Here is a 20867-nt window from a genome sequence, read left to right as displayed (position 1 = left end):
TCATTTACTAGACTTTTTTACATAAAAAAGTCTAGTAGTGGATTTCTATGCAAAACAAATTGAAGCAACGCAATTATGATTTTAGGAATGAAAGACAATGTTAATGTAGCTTTAGAAAACAATAATAAATCGGTTTCTATGGATGTCGTAACGTTTAACGGTGAACAATTTTATAAAATAAGCAATAGCGATTGCATGCGACCATTTTTTATGAGTATCGTAAGCGATTCCAATCACTGGATGTTTATTTCAAGCAATGGCGGATTAACTGCCGGAAGAAAAAATGCAGAGTTTGCTCTTTTTCCATATTACACCGATGATAAAATTACCGAATCTGCAGAAATTACAGGTAGTAAAACTATTTTTCAAGTTTCGTACAACAACCAAACATTAATTTGGGAACCATTTTCTGAACGTTTTACAGATAAGTATTCCATTTCTAGAAACTTATATAAAAACTTTTACGGTAATAAAATTATATTCGAAGAAATCAATCACGATTTAGAACTTTCTTTTTCTTACGAATGGAATTCAAGTAATAAATTCGGATTTGTAAAACAAGCTTCCATTAAAAATTATTCCGATAAATCCTATCAAATTTCTGTTTTAGACGGAATTCAAAACATCATGCCACACGGAGTAAGTAGCGATTTACAAGCATCAACCAGTAACTTAGTAGATGCTTATAAAAGAAGTGAATTACATCCAAACAGTGGATTAGGAATTTTCGCTTTAAGTGCTATCATCGTTGATAAAGCCGAACCAAGCGAAGCATTAAAAGCCAATACGGTTTTCTCTTTAGGATTTGATAACCCAACGTATTTATTATCATCGCTACAACTTGCTAATTTCAGAAGAAATCAAAATGTACTTCCAGAATTGGATATCAAAGGAGAGAAAGGCGCTTATTTCATCAATACAACTTTTAACTTAAATCAAAATTCAGATAAAAATTGGATGATTGTTGCTAATGTGAATCAAAATCATGCTGACATCATTCAATTAATCGAAACTATTTCTAATGATGGAACTTTAGAATATCAAATTAAAGAAGATATAAATCTTGGTACTCAAAAATTAATTGAAATCAATGCGTCATCTGATGCACTTCAAGCTACCGAAGATCATCTTCGCGATACAAGACACTTTTCAAACACGCTTTTCAATATTATGCGTGGAGGAATTTTCGATTACAACTACCATATTGAAAAACAGGATTTTATAGTATACATTAAAAAAGCAAATACTGAAGTCTATCGTTTGTTAGCAGATAAAATCGGACAATTACCTGAAATATTTTCGCTTCAATCCTTAAAAGAATTTGCAAAAAAACAAAACAACTTAAATTTTGAACGTTTAAGTTTTGAATATTTACCTTTAAAATTTAGTAGAAGACACGGTGATCCAAGCCGACCTTGGAATAAGTTTTCGATTAATACTACCAATGAAATAGATGGTTCTAAAATATTAGATTATCAAGGTAACTGGCGTGATATTTTCCAAAATTGGGAAGCGCTAGCGCATTCGTATCCAGAGTTTATCGATAATATGATTCACAAATTCTTAAATGCTTCTACTTTTGATGGGTATAATCCATATCGTGTTACCAAAGATGGTTTCGATTGGGAAGCGATTGAACCTGATAATCCTTGGTCATATATTGGATATTGGGGCGATCACCAAATCATTTATTTGTTGAAGTTCTTAGAATTTTGTGAAAAATATGCTCCAGGAAAACTAAACGATTATTTTGAAACCGATTGTTTCGTATATGCAGCTGTTCCGTACATCATTAAACCGTATGATGAAATTCTAAAAAATCCAAAAGATACTATTGAATACAGTCATTCTTGGGAAAAATTAATCAACGATAGAAAACAACAATTAGGTGCGGATGGTGCTTTGTTACACAGTAACGATAAGAGCATTTATCACGTAAATTTCATCGAAAAAATATTAGCTACGGTTTTATCTAAAATGTCCAACTTTATTCCAGAAGCCGGCATTTGGATGAACACACAACGACCAGAATGGAACGACGCCAACAACGCTTTAGTAGGTAACGGAGTTTCGATGGTTACGTTGTATTATTTGAGACGTTTCTTGAAGTTTTTCGAACAATTATTAGACAATTCGAACTTAGAGAACATCAAAATTTCTAATGAAATGGTCGAATTCTATCATGAAGTTAGAGAATGTTTGTTAGAAAACGAACACCTACTTTCAGGTAAAATCGACGATGTTACCAGAAAAGCAATATTAGACCGATTAGGAAAAGCAGCTTCAGATTACCGTTACCAAATTTACAACAGCGGATTTTGGGGTAAAAAAAGAACACATTCTATGCAAGGTTTGAAAAACTTCACTAAAGTTAGTTTGAAATTTATCGAACATTCTATTGAAGTTAACAAACGTGCTGATGATTTATATCATGCCTACAACTTAATGACGATTGAAAGTAACAACTCAATTTCAATTTCTTATTTAAGTGAAATGTTAGAAGGTCAAGTGGCTGTTTTGAGTTCTGGTTATTTGTCATCAAAAGAAAATCTAAAAGTTTTAGATGCATTAAAAACAAGTAAATTGTTTAGACACGATCAATACAGTTATTTATTATATCCGAATAAAGAATTACCAAAATTCATCGAAAAAAATACTATATCCAAAGAAGCGGTTGCAAAATCGGAATTATTACAAAATTTATTAGCGAATAAAAATGCTCAAATCATTAATCAAGATGTTTTAGGAAATTATCATTTCAACGGAAACTTCCACAATGCCAACGATTTGAAAAATGCTTTAGCAGAAGTAAAACAAAATACCACTTTTAAAGCATTAGTTGAAAAAGAAGAAAATGTAGTTTTAGAAATCTTTGAGGAAATATTCAATCATAAAGCATTTACTGGTCGTTCAGGAACATTTTATGGTTACGAAGGCTTAGGTTCAATTTATTGGCACATGGTTTCAAAACTACAATTAGCCGTTCAAGAATGTTGCCTAAAAGCCATCGAAGAAAACGAATCACCAGAAGTTATCGGACGTTTATTAGAGCACTATTACGAAATAAACGAAGGAATTGGCGTTCACAAATCGCCAACACTTTACGGTGCTTTCCCAACCGATGCTTATTCGCACACACCAGCAGGAAAAGGCGCACAACAACCTGGAATGACAGGTCAAGTAAAAGAAGATATTTTGAGTCGTTTTGGTGAACTAGGTGTTTTTATTAAAGATGGAGTTTTACATTTTAACCCGTGTTTATTAAGAAAAGATGAGTTTTTAACACAACCTAAAACGTTTAATTATGTAAATGTTCATTTCGAACACAAAACGATTGAATTAAAAGAAAATTCATTGGCGTTTACATTCTGTCAAATTCCTGTTGTATATCAATTGTCAGAGTCATCTTCTATCGAAATATTTGATAATCAAGGAAATTCAAAAATAATGAACCAATTATCTTTAGATGGTAAAACAAGTCAAGATGTCTTTGGCAGAAAAGGAATTATTGAGAAACTAATTGTAAGTGTAGTTGCTACCAATTTAAAATAAAAGGATTACAAAATGAAAATCAAAACAAACATAGCTATTTCATCATTTTCAAAAGTTTTTCTTTTGATGGGAAGTTTGTGTTTGCTTTTTTCATGTAATTCCAAATCAGAAAGCCAAGAAATGAATGCTAAACCAATGGAAATAACGGCTAAACAAATATTAGGAAATCCCAACTATCAAGCTATTTGTTATGGCGGTTATCGCAAAAACACACGCGAAATTGAACCTACAATTGCTGAAATTAAAGAGGATTTAAAAATTTTAGCCGCATTAAATATCAAAATAGTTAGAACGTACAATGTTCATTACAAAGAAGTTTCGAATTTATTAGAAGCAATTACCCAATTAAAAAGGGAAGATTCCAATTTCGAAATGTATGTTATGCTTGGAGCTTGGATAGATTGTAAAAACGCTTGGACAAATTTAGAACCCATTCATAACGAAGAAAGCGATAGAAATGCCATTGAAATTGCTGAAGCAGTTCGTTTAACAAATGCCTATCCAGAAATTATAAAAATTATCGCTGTTGGAAATGAGGCAATGGTAAATTGGGCAACCAGTTATTACGTTACACCCAATATCATTTTAAAATGGGTGAACCATTTACAAGATCTTAAAAAACAAAATAAATTACCGAAACAGGTTTGGATTACTAGTTCTGATGATTTTGCTTCTTGGGGTGGAGGCGATACAAGTTATCACACTAAAGATTTAGAGGAAATCATAAAAGCGGTTGATTATGTTTCAATGCATACGTATCCGTATCACAACACGCATTACAATCCTGATTTTTGGCAAACGTCAAGTAATGAAAATCATTTTGATGAATTACAAAAAGTGGAAACTGCAATGATTCGAGCACAATTATTTGCTCAAAAACAATATGAAAATGTAAAAGCTTATGTGCACACTATTAGTCCAAACAAACCTATTCATATTGGAGAAACGGGTTGGGCTTCTAGTTCAGATGGCTTCTACGGAATTGAAGGTTCAAAAGCTTCAGACGAATATAAACAAGCTTTGTATTACCAAAGTATGCGAGCTTGGACAAATAAAGAGAAAATCACATGTTTCTATTTTGAAGCATTTGACGAACCTTGGAAAGACAGTCAAAATCCAAAGGGTTCAGAAAATCATTTCGGGATTTTTACGGTTGATGGAAAAGCAAAGTTCACGTTGTGGAATTCAGTAGATGATAAGGTTTTTACCAATTTAAAAAGAAATGGGCAGCCAATTGAAAAAACGTTTTCAGGCAATAAAGAATTAGTTATGAGAACCGTTTTAGCACCACCAAAAAAAGGATAAAATGAAGTTTGTTCATTACATAGTAAGTTTTTTAATTCTTGTAACAATGATGAATTGTAAAGGAGTCGATAGTGCGATAGAAGTAACGGTTTATGAAACTTCTGAAAGTGGGAATGCTTTGAAAAAAGTAAATGAATTTTCTACATCTGAAAACAAAATTGAAATTCATCTTATTCCTGAAAAAAAATTTCAAACGATAACTGGTTTTGGAGGTTCTTTTACAGAAGCTTCTGCACATTTATTGAATAAATTGAGTAAAGAAAATAGAAAGAAAATTTTAGAGGCCTACTTCAGTGAAAATGGTGCCAATTACTCACTAACAAGAACAACTATAGCTTCTTGCGATTTCTCTCTAAAGAATTATACTTACGCTAAAGTTGAAAACGACTTAGCCTTAGAACATTTCACTATCGAAGACGATAAAGACGATATTATTCCCATGATTTTAGAAGCAAAAGCAATTTCTAAAGAAGGATTTAACATTATCGCTTCTCCTTGGTCATGTCCACCTTGGATGAAAGACAACAAAAGTTATGTTGGTGGAAAATTGCTGCCAGAATATAACGACACTTTTGCTTTGTATTTTTCAAAATATCTAGAAGCTTACAAAAAAGAAGGTATTGATATTTGGGGTTTAACTGTTATTAACGAACCTCATGGCAATGGAAATAATTGGGAAAGTACATTATTTTCACCTGAAGAAATGACTTTGTTTGTCCAAAATCATTTGGGACCAAAATTAGAAAAAGACGGTTGGAATGCTATTAAAATTTTAGGTTACGACCAAAACAGAGCTGGTCTACAAGAATGGGTAGATGCGATGTATAAAGATGAAAATACATCAAAATACTTCGCAGGAACAGCAATTCATTGGTACGAAAGTACGTATGAAGTTTTCCCAGAAGCCTTACAATATGCTCATAATAAAGCACCAAACAAACATTTGATTCAAACCGAAGCTTGTGTAGATTCAGAAATGCCACATTGGCAAGACGACGCATGGTATTGGAAAAAAGAAGCAACCGATTGGGGTTGGGATTGGGCAAGTGAACAAGATAAATATTTACATCCAAAATACGCTCCCGTTAATCGCTATGCAGAAGACATTATCGGTTGTTTGAATAACCAAGTTGATGGTTGGGTAGATTGGAACATGGTTTTAGATAGACAAGGTGGCCCAAATTGGTTCAAAAATTGGTGTGTTGCTCCTGTTATTGTAGATGATAAAAACGATGAGGTTTACTTCACGCCATTGTATTATGTGATGTCGCATTTTAGTAAGTTCATGCGTCCAGGTGCTGTTAAAATAGGTTGCGAAATCAATAATAATGATTTAAAAGCAACCGCTGTTCAAAATCCAGATAACTCAATTGCTTTGGTCATTTTTAATCCTACAGAACAATCTCATTCAATTGAAATAACGGTAAATAACAACAAAAGTGAAATTTCCATTCCTGCAAAAGCTTTGCAAACAGTGGTGATAGAATAAATAAATTTTATATTATGAAAGAAATTGTTTCAATATCAACAAGAAATAAAGTGCCTTTTACTCAAAAAATGGCATTTGGTTCAGGACATTTAATTAATAATTTAATACCAGGATTGCTAGGTGTATTTGTTGTGTTTTTAAAATCTCCTGAAGGTTTTGCAATGAATACAATATTAGCTGGTTTAATTGTTGGTATCCCCAGAATATTTGATGCATTAACCGATCCAATAATGGGTTATATTTCTGACAATACAACATCTAAATATGGAAGGAGAAGACCTTATATTTTTATAGGTTCAATATTTACAGGAATTATTTTTATTATTCTTTGGCAAATTCATGATACAAGTCCAGAAATGTACAATTTTTGGTATTTACTTATATTTTCGATTTTATTAATTTTTGGTAATACAATTTTTTCAACACCATTAATTGCATTAGGTTATGAAATGACTTCTGATTATAAGGAAAGAACTAAACTAATGGGATTTGCTAATACAATAGGACAATTAGCTTGGATGATTGTTCCTTTTTTATATGTTTTAATTCCTGATAAAGATTTATTTACAAGTCAAGCTCAAGGTGTAAGAATTATAGCATTAGTAGGAGGGATTATCATAATCATTTTAGGTATTTTACCTGCAATTTTTTGTAAAGGAATTGATGATAGTAAAATTGAAGGTAGAGAACAAATGACATTTAAAAATGTTCTTTTAAGTGGAGCTAAAATATTTTACAATATTAAACAAATATTAAAAAACAAACCTTTTGTAAAGTTATGTTTAGCAACTTTTTTAGTTTTTAACGGTTTTCAAATTGTTGCTGAATTTGGTGTATTTATTATAAATTATTATATGTTTAATGGTGATTGGGGTGCATCAAAATGGTGGATAGCAATTTTTCCAGCTGTAACAGCATTTTATACTGCGTTTATTGCAATTCCAATTATCAACATCATGGCAAACAAGTTTGGTAAAAGAAAAGCATTTATATATGCAACTGCAATTTCTATTTTTGGATATATATTAAAATGGTGGGGATTTGATCCAGAAAATCCTTATATGTTATTTTTACCTATTCCATTGATGGCATTTGGAATGGGATGTTTGTTTACACTTATGATGAGTATGACAGCCGATGTTTGTGATTTAGATGAGTTAGAAAATGGTATGCCAAGAAAAGAAGGAACATTTGGTGCTGTTTATTGGTGGATGATAAAAGTTGGTCAAGGAATAGCTTTAGTTTTTTCAGGAATAATATTAAGTGTTTTAGGTTATGATCCAAAGGCATCAACTCAAACGGCAGAAGCATTAACAGGTATGCGAATTACTGATATTGCGCTTCCAGTTTTAACTGCTGCTTTAGCAATTTGGGTAATGTGGTCATATAGTTTAGATGAAAAAAGAGCTAAAGAAATTAAAGAAGAGTTAGAAAGTAGAAGAGGAATACTTTAATAAATATATAAGACTATGTCATTTAGAACCGATTATATTTTATATGCTAAGAATAATGAGAATGCTAATACAGAATTTAGCAGCGGCCTTAATTTAACAGATACCTCTCCAGAGGTGTTATCTGTAGTTTTTTCTCAATGCCTTCAAAGTGGTATGCATGGCCTATGTTTTAGTATGTACGAAGAAGGCCAAAAACCAGGTGACCAAATTTCTGAAGAACAGGTGAGAAGACGTTTAAAAATAATGGCTCCTTACACCAAATGGGTTCGTTCTTTTTCATGTACTGAAGGAAACGAATTTGTTCCGAAAATTGCACGTGAACTAGGAATGAAAACTCTTGTTGGAGCATGGTTAGGTGATGATGCAGAGAAAAATGAAAAAGAAATGGATGCCTTAATTCAATTAGCAAATGAAGGTTATGTTGATATTGCTGCTATAGGAAATGAAGTTATGTATCGGAAAGACTTAACTGAAGATGAACTTTTGGCTTTTATAAAAAAAGGAAGAGACGAAATACCAGCTCACATTCCAGTGGGATATGTAGATGCTTATTATGAGTTTACCATTAAGCCTCGAATTACAGAAGCATGTGATGTAATCTTAACCAATTGTTATCCGTATTGGGAAGGAACCAATCAAGAATATGCATTAGCACATATGAAAAGTATGTATCATCAAGCTTTAGCTGCAGCCAATGGTAAAAAAGTGATTATTACAGAAACAGGTTGGCCAAGTCAAGGCGAAAGTTTCAAAGATTCACATCCTTCAATTGAAAATGCAATGAAGTATTTTATCAATACTCAATTATGGTCAAAATCAGAGCAAATCGAGATTTTTTACTTTTCTTCTTTTGACGAATCTTGGAAAGTAGGACCCGAAGGAGAAGTTGGAGCTCATTGGGGTATTTGGGATAAAAATGAAAAAATAAAATTTTAAAAATCAACACGTGCAAAATTTTCTAAAAGTTATCGGCATCATCTTATGTTTTTTGAATTTTCAAGAGATTACCTCTCAAGTAGATGTAATTTACTCTGATTTAGTTTGGTCTGATGAATTTGATGGAAATGGAGCAATCAACAGTTCAAATTGGCATCATCAAACTCAAATACCACCAGGTGGAAATTGGTACAATGGAGAAGAACAGCATTATACTAATGAATTAACCAATTCTTTTGTAGAAAATGGAGTACTTAAAATTGTAGCTAAAAAAGAAGTCTATACTAGTCAAGGATATACTAAGCAATATTCTTCTGCTCGTTTAAATTCTAAATTTGCTTTTACTTATGGTAGAGTTGACATTCGTGCTAAAATACCAACTAATCAAGGTACGTGGCCGGCTTTATGGATGTTAGGTAAGAATATTATAGAACCAGGAGCCTATTTTTCATCTACATATGGAACAACTTCTTGGCCTGCTTGTGGAGAGATAGACATTATGGAACATGGAATTACTTCATGGCAACCTGCTGGATATGTTCAAAGTGCTATACATACACCATCTTCTTTTGGAAGCACAATAAATCATGGCGGAACTATAGCAAACAATTTAGGAAGTGATTTTCATGTGTATTCTATGAATTGGTCACCTAATCAAATTACATTCTTGCTTGATGGTGTTGCCTTTTATACCTACAATCCAACGGTCAAAAATGCTTCCACTTGGCCTTTTAATGCCGAACAATATTTGTTGTTGAACATTGCTATGGGTGGTGTTGCAGGAACAATTCCTAGTAATTTCACACAAGCTACTATGGAGATTGATTATGTTAGAGTTTATCAAAATGTTGCTGTTGATAATCAAGCACCTACAAATTTTACTGCTTCCATAGGAAACATTACAAGTTCTTCTATCGAATTGTTATTGAATGCTTCCGATAATTTTGGAACTGTAAATTATGATATTAATTATGGAAGCAATTCGATTAATACATTTGGTACCTCTGGAGTTCAAAAATCAGTTATCGTTCCAAATTTAACTCCGAATACCAATTATACTTTTTCAATAGCAGCTTCCGATCCAACGGGTAATAATGCTGCTAACAATGCCATTGTATTAAATGCAACCACTTTAGGATTTGTAGGATGTTCAGGAACTAGTAACGAGGCATCTCAAGGAGCTTTTTCAACAGGTTATACTTATTCCTTTGAAACCCTTGGAACGAATTCTGTAAAAGTTACATTTGAGTTGTTAGATACAGATAAAATAGGTGTAGTTGCTTATTTATGGAGACAAACACCATTTGCAGAAACTCCAATGTCTAATGATTCAGGAAATACATTTACTTATACTTTAACGGGTCAAATTCCGGGGGCAACAATCAATTATGCAGTTAAATTTGCTTATTCAAATGGCATGTCAGTAACACGTTATTTTTCTTATGTTGTAGGAAATAATTGTTCGTTACATCAAGAAACAAATACATTTACTGATTTTACTTTCACAAATCCTTCTCATGATTTTATTTCTATTGCTTCTGATTTTTCAATAGACACTGTTGAAATATTTAATCTTATTGGAAATAAAGTTATAACACAATCTGAAAATACAAATCAAATTGATGTGAGTAATTTGTCTAAAGGAATATATCTTATGGTAGTATATTCTGAACATAAAAAAGGAATTAGAAAAATTATTATAAATTAATTTCTTCCAAGTCATAATGCTTTCAGATTCCAATTTTGTAAGCATTTTTCTTTTTTTATTGCATTCAAAGTGTTAAATTTTTAATTAAAATTTGTTTTTTAATTAAATTTTATGTTAAATTTGACTTATTAATCTCATAAAAACGATTGCCTATACAATAAAAATACTTTTTAGAACCCGAATCTTAAATTAACTAAAAGGTATTGTTATGGCTAATCTTGTACTTCCAGATGCGGTATTGGTGAAAAATTATATAAGCGGCGATGAGTCAGCTTTAGCTTCATTGATCGAAAGACATCAATCAAAAATCTTCGGATTTATTTATTCTAAAGTGAACGATAGAGATTTATCTGACGATATTTTTCAAGATACGTTTATCAAAGTAATCAAAACACTAAAATCGCAATCCTATAACGAAGAAGGTAAATTTTTGCCTTGGGTTATGCGTATTGCTCATAATTTGGTGGTAGATCATTATAGAAAAGCTAAAAAAATGCCTTATCAACGTGAAACTGAAGAGTTTTCCATATTTAATTATATGACGGATAATAGTTTAAATATAGAAGGGCAAATGATATCTGAACAAGTAGAAAATGATATTGTAAAATTATTAAATGAACTTCCAGATGATCAAAAAGAAGTACTTATGATGCGCATGTATCAAGATCTTAGTTTTAAAGAAATTGCTGATTTAACTGGTGTTAGCATTAATACAGCTCTAGGTAGAATGCGTTATGCAGTTATTAATTTGAGAAAATTAATTGAAAAAAATCAAATTATTTTGACCAACTAATACTAAAAGTATTTTTTTGTCGTTATTGAATTAATAATACTAATAACATATATGGCAAAACTCTACTCGAAACGTAAATTAGTGACTCAAAAAATGAAACCTAAAAAAGAAACGATTTCGTTTATACTTAATTATTCAAAAGCATTGAGTATACATAAAGTGGGAAATTCTAATTTTGAAATCATCGCTAATTAAAGAAAATGCCTCAAAGAGATTTGAGGCATTTTTTATTTTCTTAAAATTTTATCCATTGTTTTTCCTTTGGCTAATTCGTCAATTAATTTGTCTAAATAACGAACTTTTTTCATTAAAGGATCTTCAATTTCTTCAATACGATAACCACAAATAACACCTGTAATTTTAGAAACGTTTTCGTTTAATTGTGGCGCTTGTTCAAAAAAGGTTTCAAAATCTACTTTTGTATCAATTTGGTTTTGAAGGCTTTCAAGTGTATAACCTGTTAACCAACAAATAATTTCATCAACTTCAGCTTTTGTACGGTTTTTCTTTTCTGCTTTAGCAACATAATGAGGATAAACTCCAGCAAAGATCATTTTATTAATACTTCTTGATGCCATCTATTTTTTAATTTCATTAATAATACTTTTTCTTCCAATGGTTCTCGTAATAATATCTTTTTCTAAATTCCATCCTCGAGCTGGTGAATATTCACGACCGTACCAAATAATTTGCAAGTGTAAATCATTCCAACATTCTTCTGGGAAAATACGTTTGGCATCTTTCTCAGTTTGTTGAACACTTTTGCCATTTGTTAATCCCCAGCGATACATCAAGCGATGAATATGTGTATCAACCGGGAAAGCAGGAACTCCAAAAGCTTGACTCATAACCACACTCGCCGTTTTATGTCCTACTGCTGGTAAAGCTTCTAAAGCTTCAAAACTTTGAGGAACTTCACCGTTGTATTTTTCAATCAATATTTCTGATAAACCGTGAATTCCTTTTGATTTCATTGGAGATAATCCACAAGGACGAATAATCTCTTTGATTTCTTCTACACTCATTTTAACCATATCATATGGATTATCTGCTTTCGCAAACAAAATTGGCGTAATTTGATTCACACGAACATCGGTACATTGAGCAGAAAGTAATACCGCAACAAGTAAAGTATAAGGATCTTTATGGTCTAAGGGAATAGGAATTTCGGGATATAATTCATTTAACGTATTTATAACAAATGTTACTTTTTCACTCTTTGTCATTTTTATAATTTTATGCTTAACTTTAAACAAATTTAAACTTTAAACTTTTAAACTAAAAATAAAATGACAACATTAAAAGCAGGAGATAAAGCGCCAAACTTTTCTGGTTTAGACCAAAATGGTGCAACACATACATTAGCAGATTACCAGGGAAAGAAATTAGTAGTTTTCTTTTATCCAAAGGCAAGTACGCCAGGTTGTACAGCAGAAGCTTGCGATTTAAGAGACAATTTTGATCGCTTTAAAGCTAACAATTATGCTTTGTTAGGAGTAAGTGCGGATAGTGCTAAAGCGCAAGCGAAGTTTATTGAAAAATATGATTTACCATTTCCATTATTAGCAGATGAAGATAAATCGGTAATTCAAGCCTTTGGTGTTTGGGGTCCAAAGAAATTCATGGGAAAAGAATACGATGGAATTCACCGAACTACCTTTGTAATTGATGAAAACGGAATTATAGAAGAAGTAATTTCAGATGTAAAAACCAAAGCTCACACAGCCCAAATTTTAAAATAAAAAAAAACTCGAAGTATTACTTCGAGTTTTTTACTTTAGATTCTAAAGATTCCTCCTATAGTAAGGATTCTTTGTAGGAACCAAAAATTTTGTTCGGCTGAATCTGCTGTATCTTTTGTGGTTCTGATATTATTCATTTCAATGTAACCTCCTTTTAATTCGGTTTGAATGAAAAAGTATTTGAAAAAAGTAAAGTTTAACCCCACTTTTGCACCTAAACCAAATCCTGCAACATTAAAATCATCATGACGTTCTTTCCCTAATAGGGTAGTGTTTGTTTTTGGATATAAAAATCCTCCTCCAAATCCTTCTGTAAGGTTAATTTGAAATTTATCTGTGTTACGAATTCCAAATAGCTTTGAAATATCATCTACTCTAGCAATTTCTGTATTAATGTAATTTAAACCATCCGTATGTTCAAATAATAAAAAATCTTCGGTTAGCGTTAATTCGTTTCCAGTCGGATTTTCGCCATAAGTACCAGCATTTGGATAATATCCAGAATAGCTAACACGTCTGTCATTATACATTACATATTTCATATGATCTAATCCAATGGAAATATTGTAATGGTCTGAAATAAAATACCCAATTCTTACATTGGTTTGAGGAATAGTCATTCGTAACGGATTAAAGTAATCCAAATGAAATCCTTTAGGTTTGTCATGCGCTTGAATATCATACAAAGTAAAGTCGTAATCTGCCCCTTTAAATCGAACATCTGATTTAGAGTATGATTCGCGATTACCTCCCCAAAAAATATAAAATTTTCCTTTGTTGTGTGCTGTGTATTTTTCAGGATTTTCGACTGTTTCTTGCGAAAAGGTGTACTGTGAAAAAACACAAAAAGTTAGTACAGCCATTAAAAATGGATGTTTCATTAAAATAAAAAATATGTAATTAGAATTGATTAACAGTTTTTCTGATAGCAACAAGCTTTGTCATTAAACTTTCAAAATAGTCTAAATGTAACATGTTGGCACCATCACTTTTGGCATTTGCAGGATCAAAATGAGTTTCAATAAAAATACCATCAACCCCAACAGCAATTCCGGCTTTAGCGATAGTTTCAATCATATCCGGACGACCACCAGTAACACCTGTCATTTGGTTAGGTTGTTGTAACGAATGTGTAACGTCCAAAACCGTAGAAGCATATTGTTGCATGGTTGGAATTCCTCTAAAATCTACTATCATGTCTTGATAACCAAACATGGTACCTCTATCGGTAACCATAACATTTTGGTTATTGCTATCTAAAACTTTTTGAACGGCATGTTTCATACTTTCTGGACTCATGAATTGTCCTTTCTTTAAGTTTACCGTTTTTCCTGTATTAGCAGCTGCTACTACTAAATCAGTTTGACGAACTAAGAAGGCAGGAATTTGCAAAACATCCACATAAGCAGCCGCCATTTCCGCATCTTCGTTAGTGTGAATATCAGTAACCGTAGGTACGCCAAACTCTTTTGATACTTTTTGTAAAATTTTTAAAGCTTTTTCATCTCCAATTCCAGTAAAACTATCTACTCTTGAACGGTTTGCTTTTTTAAAAGAACCTTTAAAGACATAAGGAATTTCTAATTTATCAGTAACCGTTACAATTTTTTCAGCAATTCGCATAGCCATTTCTTCTCCTTCAATGGCACAAGGTCCAGCTAATAGAAAAAAGTTGCCGCTATCGGTATGTTTTATTTGTGGAATGTTTTTTAAATTCATTTTGTGTTGATTTTGAAGTTGCAAAGATAAAAATAAAAACCTTTTCTACAGCAGTTGAAAAGGTTACATATGTTACTTATAAGTAAAAAAGTTTTAATTATTGATTACAGTAGTTTTTTTATGGTAAAACCCTTTGGACATAAAATTTTACCTTTTTCGTAAATATTGAAGTAAAGCATTGTCTTTTTATCATTTCCCTCAAAAGTAACCTCGTAAATTCCTAATGTACCAGCTCCCATTGTAGTGTTTTTTGAAGGAAAAGGGCAACACGTATCTACTTTTTTAAATGAGATTTTTTCTCCTTTTGGACCTTCTAAACCATTAAAATAATAGGCAATATTGATATCTTCTTGATTTTCTCTAATATTACCAATGTTAATAGGATAATCTGGATCATATCCATATTTGCCATCTGTGGCATATTCAGTTATGACATAAGCTTTATCTTTAACCAAAGGGCGAATTGCCGTAGGATCTACGTTTTTTAAAGTTGATTTAGTACTCACACAACTTGTTAAAAGTATAACTATAGCAATAGAAAATAAATGTTTCATTTTACAAGGTGTTTTTTAGTTCTTTTGGTTTTAAAAAGTAAGCAATAATCGCGCCAATTACTACTCCAAATGATAATCCACCAGAAATACTTTGCCAAATGTAGGCTGTTAAATTAAAATAATTTTGAGCTTGTTCTAAAGTCATTCTTTTACTTTCTACTGATAAGGAAATCATTTTTTCAAAGAATAATGGTGTAATAAATTCGTGAGTTATGAATTGAATGATAGGTGATAAAAGAACAATGATAAATGAAATTACGACTCCAGAAATAAATCCTTGTCTCCAATTCATAATTCCATTGTAATAGTTTTTCTTTTTATCAATTAATGCTAAATAGTACAGAACAAAATTGGGAAATACAATAAGAAGATTAAATAGAATTTGCCATTTTAATTTATCATCATGAAATCCTAATTGTTTTTCTAATGTCATCCAAGCTAAATATATAAAGGATATAATGATAGACCACTTAAATTCAATTTTAAATTTTTTCATTGTTTTACAAATTTGCTGTTCAAAATTAGCCAAAATAGTCATATAAGTTACCATAACCCATCTATAATTTCTATTTTTGCACAAAATTGCAATAAAATGGAATATATTTATGGAACTTGGCATTGGGCTATTTCTGGTTTTTTAATTGGAATAACAATGCTACTACTGACTTATTTTGGGAAATCTTTTGGGATGTCATCCAATCTTCGTACCTTATGTACAATGGCAGGAGCAGGGAAGTTTAGTGATTTTTTTAAGTTGGATTGGCGAGAGCAAAAATGGAGTTTAGCCGTTGTTTTAGGCGCTTTTTTTGGAGGATTTATCGCTTTTTATTTTCTTTCTAACGGAAGTGGCGTTAATCTTAATCCCGATACAGTTTCACAATTACAAATCTTAGGTATTGATGCTCCAAATGGAAAATTAATGCCTGACACAATTTTTAGTGTAGAAACGTTGCAATCGCCTAAAGGTTTTGCTATTTTATTGATAGGAGGGTTATTAATTGGTTTTGGAACTCGTTATGCTGGTGGTTGCACTTCTGGACATGCCATTTCAGGTTTGAGTAATTTTCAATTACCTTCTTTAGTAGCCGTAATCGGATTTTTTATTGGCGGATTAACAATGGCTCATTTTATTTTACCTCTAATTTTTAAAACAATATAATCATGAAATTAGCTCGATTTTTTTTAACCGGTATTTTCTTTGGGATTGTTTTAACAAAGGCGGAAGCGGTATCGTGGTATCGTATTTACGAAATGTTTCAATTTCAATCTTTTCATATGTTTGGAATCATTGGAGTAGCTTTGGTTACAGGGATTATTGGACTTCAATTGTTCAAAAAATTAAAAATCAAAGACTACAATGGTTTTCCCATTACAATCATTGAAAAAGAACGTGGATTTTGGCGTTACATTATTGGAGGAACTTTGTTTGGTTTAGGATGGGCAATAGTAGGTTGTTGTCCAGGTCCAATATTTATTTTACTTGGAACTGGAACCTATGCAATTGCTGTAGTTTTAATTGGAGCTTTGTTAGGTACTTATATTTACGGTTTAGTAAAAGATAAATTACCACATTAAAATTAAGTTAAAGTAACTTTTGTTACCTATCATTTCCATTTGAAATTAGTAAATTTGTTAATATAAATTTAATATCGATGGAAACTACAATTCATATACAAAATTTAAAGTGTGGTGGCTGTGCCAATACTATTTCTAAAGGAATTTCTTCAATTGAAGCTATACAAAATGTACTTGTTAATGTCGAAGAAAGCACCATTACTTTTTCTTATGACAAAGAAGAACAAGTAGAAGAAGTAAAAAATAAATTGAAATCATTAGGTTATCCCGAAGATGGTGAAGCCAATACACTAGGTTCAAAAGCAAAATCGTATGTGAGTTGCGCTATTGGAAAAATGTCTTAGTATGCTCTCCCGAATTATTTCGGGAGTTTTTATTTGTAATGGTATCATAAGTATTATTTATGGTTTGTTAAATTTCATTTGCTCATATTTTCGTATTTTTGAAAGTGTAAGTTAAATACCCTATTATTGTTATGAAAATTGTTATCTCACCAGCCAAATCTTTAAATTTTGAATCGCCACTTCCTTCCCAAAATTTTACTGAAAGTTCATTTTTAAAAGAAGCGGAAACCATTCAAAAAACATTAAAAAAGAAAAAACCAAAACAGTTAATGGAGTTGATGGATATTTCAGAAAAGTTGGCTGATTTGAATTGGGAACGCAATCAAAATTGGTCATTACCTTTTACGCCTGAAAATGCACGTCCGGCTGTATATGCTTTTGATGGTGATGTATACACTGGATTAGATTCTTATACGATTTCAGAAGATAAAATGCAGATTTTACAAGATAAATTACGCATTCTGTCAGGTTTGTATGGTATATTAAAACCACTAGATTTGATGCAACCGTATCGCTTAGAAATGGGAACTTCTTTACCAATTGGTACGAAAAAAAATTTGTACGAGTTTTGGAAAAAGAAACTAACGAAAGCACTAAATGACGAATTGCAGCCGAATGAATTATTTTTAAATCTAGCAAGTAATGAGTATTTTTCTGCAGTTGATGCTAAAGCTTTAAAAGTACCAGTTATTACTCCAGAATTTAAGGATTATAAAGATGGAAAACTAAAGATGATTAGTTTCTTTGCTAAAAAAGCAAGAGGCTTAATGGTACGATACATTATTGATACCAATACTGAAACGATTGATGATTTAAAAAAATTCAATTACGAAGGGTATGCTTTTGATGCTAATTTGTCAAAAGGGAACACCTTAGTCTTTACCCGATAACATGAAATTACATCTAAACGATACATTTAACAAGCAACTTCCAGCTGATGCTGAAACTTCTAACAACAGAAGACAAGTTTTTGGAGCTTGTTTTTCTTATGTAACGCCACGAGTTCCAAGTAGTCCTAAATTACTTCATTTTTCGGCTGAGGTAGCAGATTTGATAGGATTATCAAAAGAAGATGTGGCTTCAAATGATTTTTTGGAATTAATTTCAGGAAGTAAAGTATATCCTGAAACCCAACCTTATGCTATGGCGTATGCCGGTCACCAATTTGGGAATTGGGCAGGTCAATTAGGTGACGGAAGAGCGATTAATTTGTTTGAAGTAGTAAATAATAATCAACGTTGGGCATTACAGTTAAAAGGAGCAGGGGAAACGCCATATTCTCGAAATGCTGATGGTTTGGCAGTGTTGCGTTCTTCTATTCGGGAGCATTTGTGTAGTGAGGCGATGTTTCATTTGGGTGTTCCTACAACGCGTTCGTTGTCTTTGGTAAGTACAGGCGATAAGGTGTTGCGCGATATTTTATACAACGGAAATCCTGCTTATGAAGATGGAGCGGTAGTATGCAGAGTAGCGCCTTCTTTTATTCGTTTTGGGAATTTCGAATTGTTAGCAGCTCGAAAAGATATTCTGAATTTACAAGCTTTAGCAGATTATACCATTCACTATTTTTATCCCGAAATTACCTTAATTGGTAAAGAGAAGTATTTGGCTTTTTATCAAGAGGTGGTGAATCGAACGGTGGATATGATTTTGGAATGGCAACGCGTGGGTTTTGTTCACGGGGTAATGAATACCGATAATATGTCGATTTTAGGACTTACGATTGATTACGGTCCGTATGGATGGTTAGAAGATTATAATCCCGATTGGACTCCAAATACTACCGATGCAGAAGGTAGAAGATACCGTTTTAGAAACCAACCTGATATTGCGTTGTGGAATTTGATTCAGTTAGGAAATGCATTGTATCCTTTGATTGAAGATGTTCCAGCAATGGAGGCTATTTTGAATAGTTATAGTCATCGTTTTGATGCGAAGTTTCCTGTTATGATGCAAGAGAAATTGGGTTTAACATCAGAATATGATACCGATTTCCAAGATGAGTTGACTACGTTGTTAACCGCTTCTGAAACGGATATGACGATTTTCTATCGCAACTTAGCTAATATATTAAAATCAGATACACCAGAAATAGCGATATCGAAAATAGAATATGCGTTTTATAAGCCTGAAGCTTTGGTAGCTACATTGAAAACGAATTGGATGAATTTGATGGAACGTTATTTGCAAAAGTTAAATGATGAATCGCTTTCGGATGCTGATAGAAAAGCTAAAATGAATCAAGTAAATCCGAAATATGTATTACGCAATTACATGGCTCAATTGGCTATTGAAGCCGCAGAGAAGGAAGATTATTCTTTGATAAACGAACTTCATGAGTTACTGAAAAAACCTTACGATGAGCAGCCAGAAAATGAAAAATGGTTTGCAAAGCGACCTGATTGGGCGCGAAATAAAGTAGGGTGTTCGATGTTGTCTTGTAGTTCTTAGTTTTAGTAGCACTAAGTTGCACAATGTATTCACAAAGTCACACAAAGGTTAATTTAAACATATAACATATAAGAAAAAAGAAGTGTATTGTTTCGGATAATTAAGTTCATAAAAGAGATGCTTGACAGCATGACAAACTATACGGATAGTTTGTGTGTACTATGAAAAGTGAAACGCCTAAAATCAACATAAAATATAGACTTATGTGTCTATGTGTTAAAAAAAAAAATATAAAATATGAAAAACTGGAATCCCATTACTACTGAACAACAGGTAAGAGAAATTGTTGAAAAATCAAATGAAAAACCGCAAATCATCTTTAAAGACAGTGTGACTTGTGGTATTAGTGCTTATGCGAAGGAACGCTTGGTTAGTGGAAATGATGTGTTAATTGCTAAAGCCGATTTTAATTATTTGGATTTGCTATCCTATAGAAGTGTCTCTAATTTTATTGCCGATGAATTAAATGTGATTCACCAATCGCCACAGATCATTGTGTTGAAAGATGGGGTAGTGGTATATCGTGTTTCCCATCATAGTATACAGGCGGAAGAAATTGCGAAGTATTTGTAGTTTTTTTAAATAATGCCCAAGTCCTTTGATAGTGAAACTAAATGTATGGTTGTTTTGGCTTTAAAGATGTCTTTAAGTTTACTGATACGTTTCTCAATATAACTTTTACTATTGGGTTTAATGTCTTTATTCTTAAATAAATGTTCCATTTCTTCTATGGTAACACCATCTGATAAATGCTTTAAAATCTGAATATCATAATCTTCAATTTCATTAAATGTGTTTTCTTTTAAAGCATGAGCCAAGTTTTGTGATATAAAAGTGCCTCCAAAAAGTATAGTTTCCATGGCAGTTTTAAGTTGGCTGATGCTGTTACGACCTTTATGAACAAAAGCATTTACCTTTAAGTCTTCTACTAATGATTTGATTACAAAAGATTTATCTTCTACAGTATAAACTAAAACAGGTAGCGAGGGTTGAATTTGTCTCACTGCAGCAATTAAGGCTTCTCCATTTTTCAAAGCTACAGTTCTGTAATCTGTTTCAAATGATAAATCGCTTATCAATAAATCAAATGGAGCTTTGTCTTGTAGTGCTTTTTTTGCTTTCAATAAGGCATCATCACAATATTTAGCGTGTTCAATTTTCGTAACGCCCATACTTTCTAGGGTTTGAATTAACGCTATGTTAATGCTGTCAAAATCTTCGGCTATTAATACTTTTGTAAACATA

At 32.0% G+C, this 20867-nt stretch carries 21 protein-coding genes; 14 read left to right on the top strand and 7 right to left on the bottom strand.

Features of this window, described 5'->3' with window-relative positions; genetic code table 11:
• Positions 1 to 75: 75 nt before the first annotated feature.
• The 7 genes from LOS86_RS08800 (at position 76) to LOS86_RS08765 (ending at position 11237) form a co-directional block, all read left to right on the top strand.
• The gene (locus LOS86_RS08800; RefSeq protein WP_231841735.1) at positions 76 to 3552 is read left to right on the top strand and encodes a 1,3-beta-D-glucan phosphorylase, GH149 family; all 3477 of its coding nucleotides are present in this window, start codon (positions 76 to 78) and stop codon (positions 3550 to 3552) included.
• 12 nt (positions 3553 to 3564) lie between these two features.
• Positions 3565 to 4857 carry a glycosyl hydrolase family 17 protein gene (locus LOS86_RS08795; RefSeq protein WP_231841734.1) on the top strand — a complete coding sequence of 431 codons (1293 nt, stop codon included), beginning with the start codon at positions 3565 to 3567 and terminating at the stop codon, positions 4855 to 4857.
• A gap of 1 nt (position 4858) precedes the next feature.
• On the top strand, positions 4859 to 6346 hold the full coding sequence (locus LOS86_RS08790) for a glycoside hydrolase family 30 protein (RefSeq protein ID WP_231841733.1): 1488 nt from the start codon (positions 4859 to 4861) through the stop codon (positions 6344 to 6346).
• Between the two features lie 14 nt (positions 6347 to 6360).
• Positions 6361 to 7800 (top strand): MFS transporter, encoded by a 1440-nt coding sequence (locus tag LOS86_RS08785; protein ID WP_231841732.1) that lies wholly within the window; start codon positions 6361 to 6363, stop codon positions 7798 to 7800.
• 15 nt (positions 7801 to 7815) lie between these two features.
• Positions 7816 to 8736 carry a glycoside hydrolase family 17 protein gene (locus tag LOS86_RS08780; RefSeq protein ID WP_231841731.1) on the top strand — a complete coding sequence of 307 codons (921 nt, stop codon included), beginning with the start codon at positions 7816 to 7818 and terminating at the stop codon, positions 8734 to 8736.
• 10 nt (positions 8737 to 8746) lie between these two features.
• Positions 8747 to 10444 carry a family 16 glycosylhydrolase gene (locus tag LOS86_RS13675; RefSeq protein WP_309508757.1) on the top strand — a complete coding sequence of 566 codons (1698 nt, stop codon included), beginning with the start codon at positions 8747 to 8749 and terminating at the stop codon, positions 10442 to 10444.
• Positions 10445 to 10652: 208 nt separating this feature from the next.
• On the top strand, positions 10653 to 11237 hold the full coding sequence (locus tag LOS86_RS08765) for an RNA polymerase sigma factor (protein WP_231841730.1): 585 nt from the start codon (positions 10653 to 10655) through the stop codon (positions 11235 to 11237).
• Between the two features lie 227 nt (positions 11238 to 11464).
• Here the strand turns inward: LOS86_RS08765 and LOS86_RS08760 are convergent, their stop codons facing one another.
• Entirely contained in the window at positions 11465 to 11815 is a 351-nt protein-coding gene (locus LOS86_RS08760) for a DUF2200 domain-containing protein (RefSeq protein WP_231841729.1), read from the bottom strand.
• Positions 11816 to 12463: an endonuclease III domain-containing protein gene (locus LOS86_RS08755; RefSeq protein ID WP_231841728.1), complete on the bottom strand. Its 648-nt coding sequence runs from the start codon at positions 12461 to 12463 to the stop codon at positions 11816 to 11818. It lies immediately after the preceding gene.
• A gap of 63 nt (positions 12464 to 12526) precedes the next feature.
• On the opposite strand from LOS86_RS08755, the gene bcp reads away from it, so the two are divergent.
• The gene (gene bcp / locus LOS86_RS08750; protein ID WP_231841727.1) at positions 12527 to 12979 is read left to right on the top strand and encodes a thioredoxin-dependent thiol peroxidase; all 453 of its coding nucleotides are present in this window, start codon (positions 12527 to 12529) and stop codon (positions 12977 to 12979) included.
• A gap of 35 nt (positions 12980 to 13014) precedes the next feature.
• On the opposite strand, the gene LOS86_RS08745 is transcribed toward bcp, so the two are convergent.
• The 4 genes from LOS86_RS08745 to LOS86_RS08730 form a co-directional block, all read right to left on the bottom strand.
• Positions 13015 to 13860 (bottom strand): hypothetical protein, encoded by an 846-nt coding sequence (locus LOS86_RS08745; protein WP_231841726.1) that lies wholly within the window; start codon positions 13858 to 13860, stop codon positions 13015 to 13017.
• Between the two features lie 19 nt (positions 13861 to 13879).
• Positions 13880 to 14698: a 3-deoxy-8-phosphooctulonate synthase gene (gene kdsA / locus LOS86_RS08740; protein WP_231841725.1), complete on the bottom strand. Its 819-nt coding sequence runs from the start codon at positions 14696 to 14698 to the stop codon at positions 13880 to 13882.
• 104 nt (positions 14699 to 14802) lie between these two features.
• Positions 14803 to 15252: a 2-dehydro-3-deoxyphosphooctonate aldolase gene (locus LOS86_RS08735; protein ID WP_231841724.1), complete on the bottom strand. Its 450-nt coding sequence runs from the start codon at positions 15250 to 15252 to the stop codon at positions 14803 to 14805.
• A gap of 1 nt (position 15253) precedes the next feature.
• Positions 15254 to 15748: a DUF4199 domain-containing protein gene (locus LOS86_RS08730; RefSeq protein WP_231841723.1), complete on the bottom strand. Its 495-nt coding sequence runs from the start codon at positions 15746 to 15748 to the stop codon at positions 15254 to 15256.
• A gap of 96 nt (positions 15749 to 15844) precedes the next feature.
• On the opposite strand from LOS86_RS08730, the gene LOS86_RS08725 reads away from it, so the two are divergent.
• From LOS86_RS08725 to ytxJ, 6 genes are all read left to right on the top strand, one after another.
• Entirely contained in the window at positions 15845 to 16411 is a 567-nt protein-coding gene (locus tag LOS86_RS08725) for a YeeE/YedE family protein (protein ID WP_231841722.1), read from the top strand.
• Positions 16412 to 16413: 2 nt separating this feature from the next.
• Positions 16414 to 16827 carry a DUF6691 family protein gene (locus tag LOS86_RS08720; RefSeq protein ID WP_231841721.1) on the top strand — a complete coding sequence of 138 codons (414 nt, stop codon included), beginning with the start codon at positions 16414 to 16416 and terminating at the stop codon, positions 16825 to 16827.
• A gap of 77 nt (positions 16828 to 16904) precedes the next feature.
• A complete protein-coding gene (locus LOS86_RS08715) occupies positions 16905 to 17171 on the top strand; it encodes a heavy-metal-associated domain-containing protein (RefSeq protein WP_231841720.1) in 267 nt (88 codons plus the stop codon).
• Positions 17172 to 17302: 131 nt separating this feature from the next.
• On the top strand, positions 17303 to 18061 hold the full coding sequence (yaaA, locus tag LOS86_RS08710) for a peroxide stress protein YaaA (protein WP_231841719.1): 759 nt from the start codon (positions 17303 to 17305) through the stop codon (positions 18059 to 18061).
• Position 18062: 1 nt separating this feature from the next.
• Positions 18063 to 19622 carry a protein adenylyltransferase SelO gene (locus tag LOS86_RS08705; RefSeq protein WP_231841718.1) on the top strand — a complete coding sequence of 520 codons (1560 nt, stop codon included), beginning with the start codon at positions 18063 to 18065 and terminating at the stop codon, positions 19620 to 19622.
• A 237-nt stretch (positions 19623 to 19859) separates the two neighbouring features.
• Entirely contained in the window at positions 19860 to 20195 is a 336-nt protein-coding gene (gene ytxJ, locus LOS86_RS08700; protein ID WP_231841717.1) for a bacillithiol system redox-active protein YtxJ, read from the top strand.
• A gap of 5 nt (positions 20196 to 20200) precedes the next feature.
• On the opposite strand, the gene LOS86_RS08695 is transcribed toward ytxJ, so the two are convergent.
• Positions 20201 to 20866: a response regulator gene (locus LOS86_RS08695; protein WP_231841716.1), complete on the bottom strand. Its 666-nt coding sequence runs from the start codon at positions 20864 to 20866 to the stop codon at positions 20201 to 20203.
• Between the last annotated feature and the right edge of the window lies 1 nt (position 20867).

This window comes from Flavobacterium cyclinae, assembly GCF_021172145.1.
In the GTDB taxonomy this organism is placed as follows: domain Bacteria; phylum Bacteroidota; class Bacteroidia; order Flavobacteriales; family Flavobacteriaceae; genus Flavobacterium; species Flavobacterium cyclinae.
Note: the sequence above shows the minus strand (reverse complement) of the source record. Positions and strands in the feature narration are given on the sequence as shown.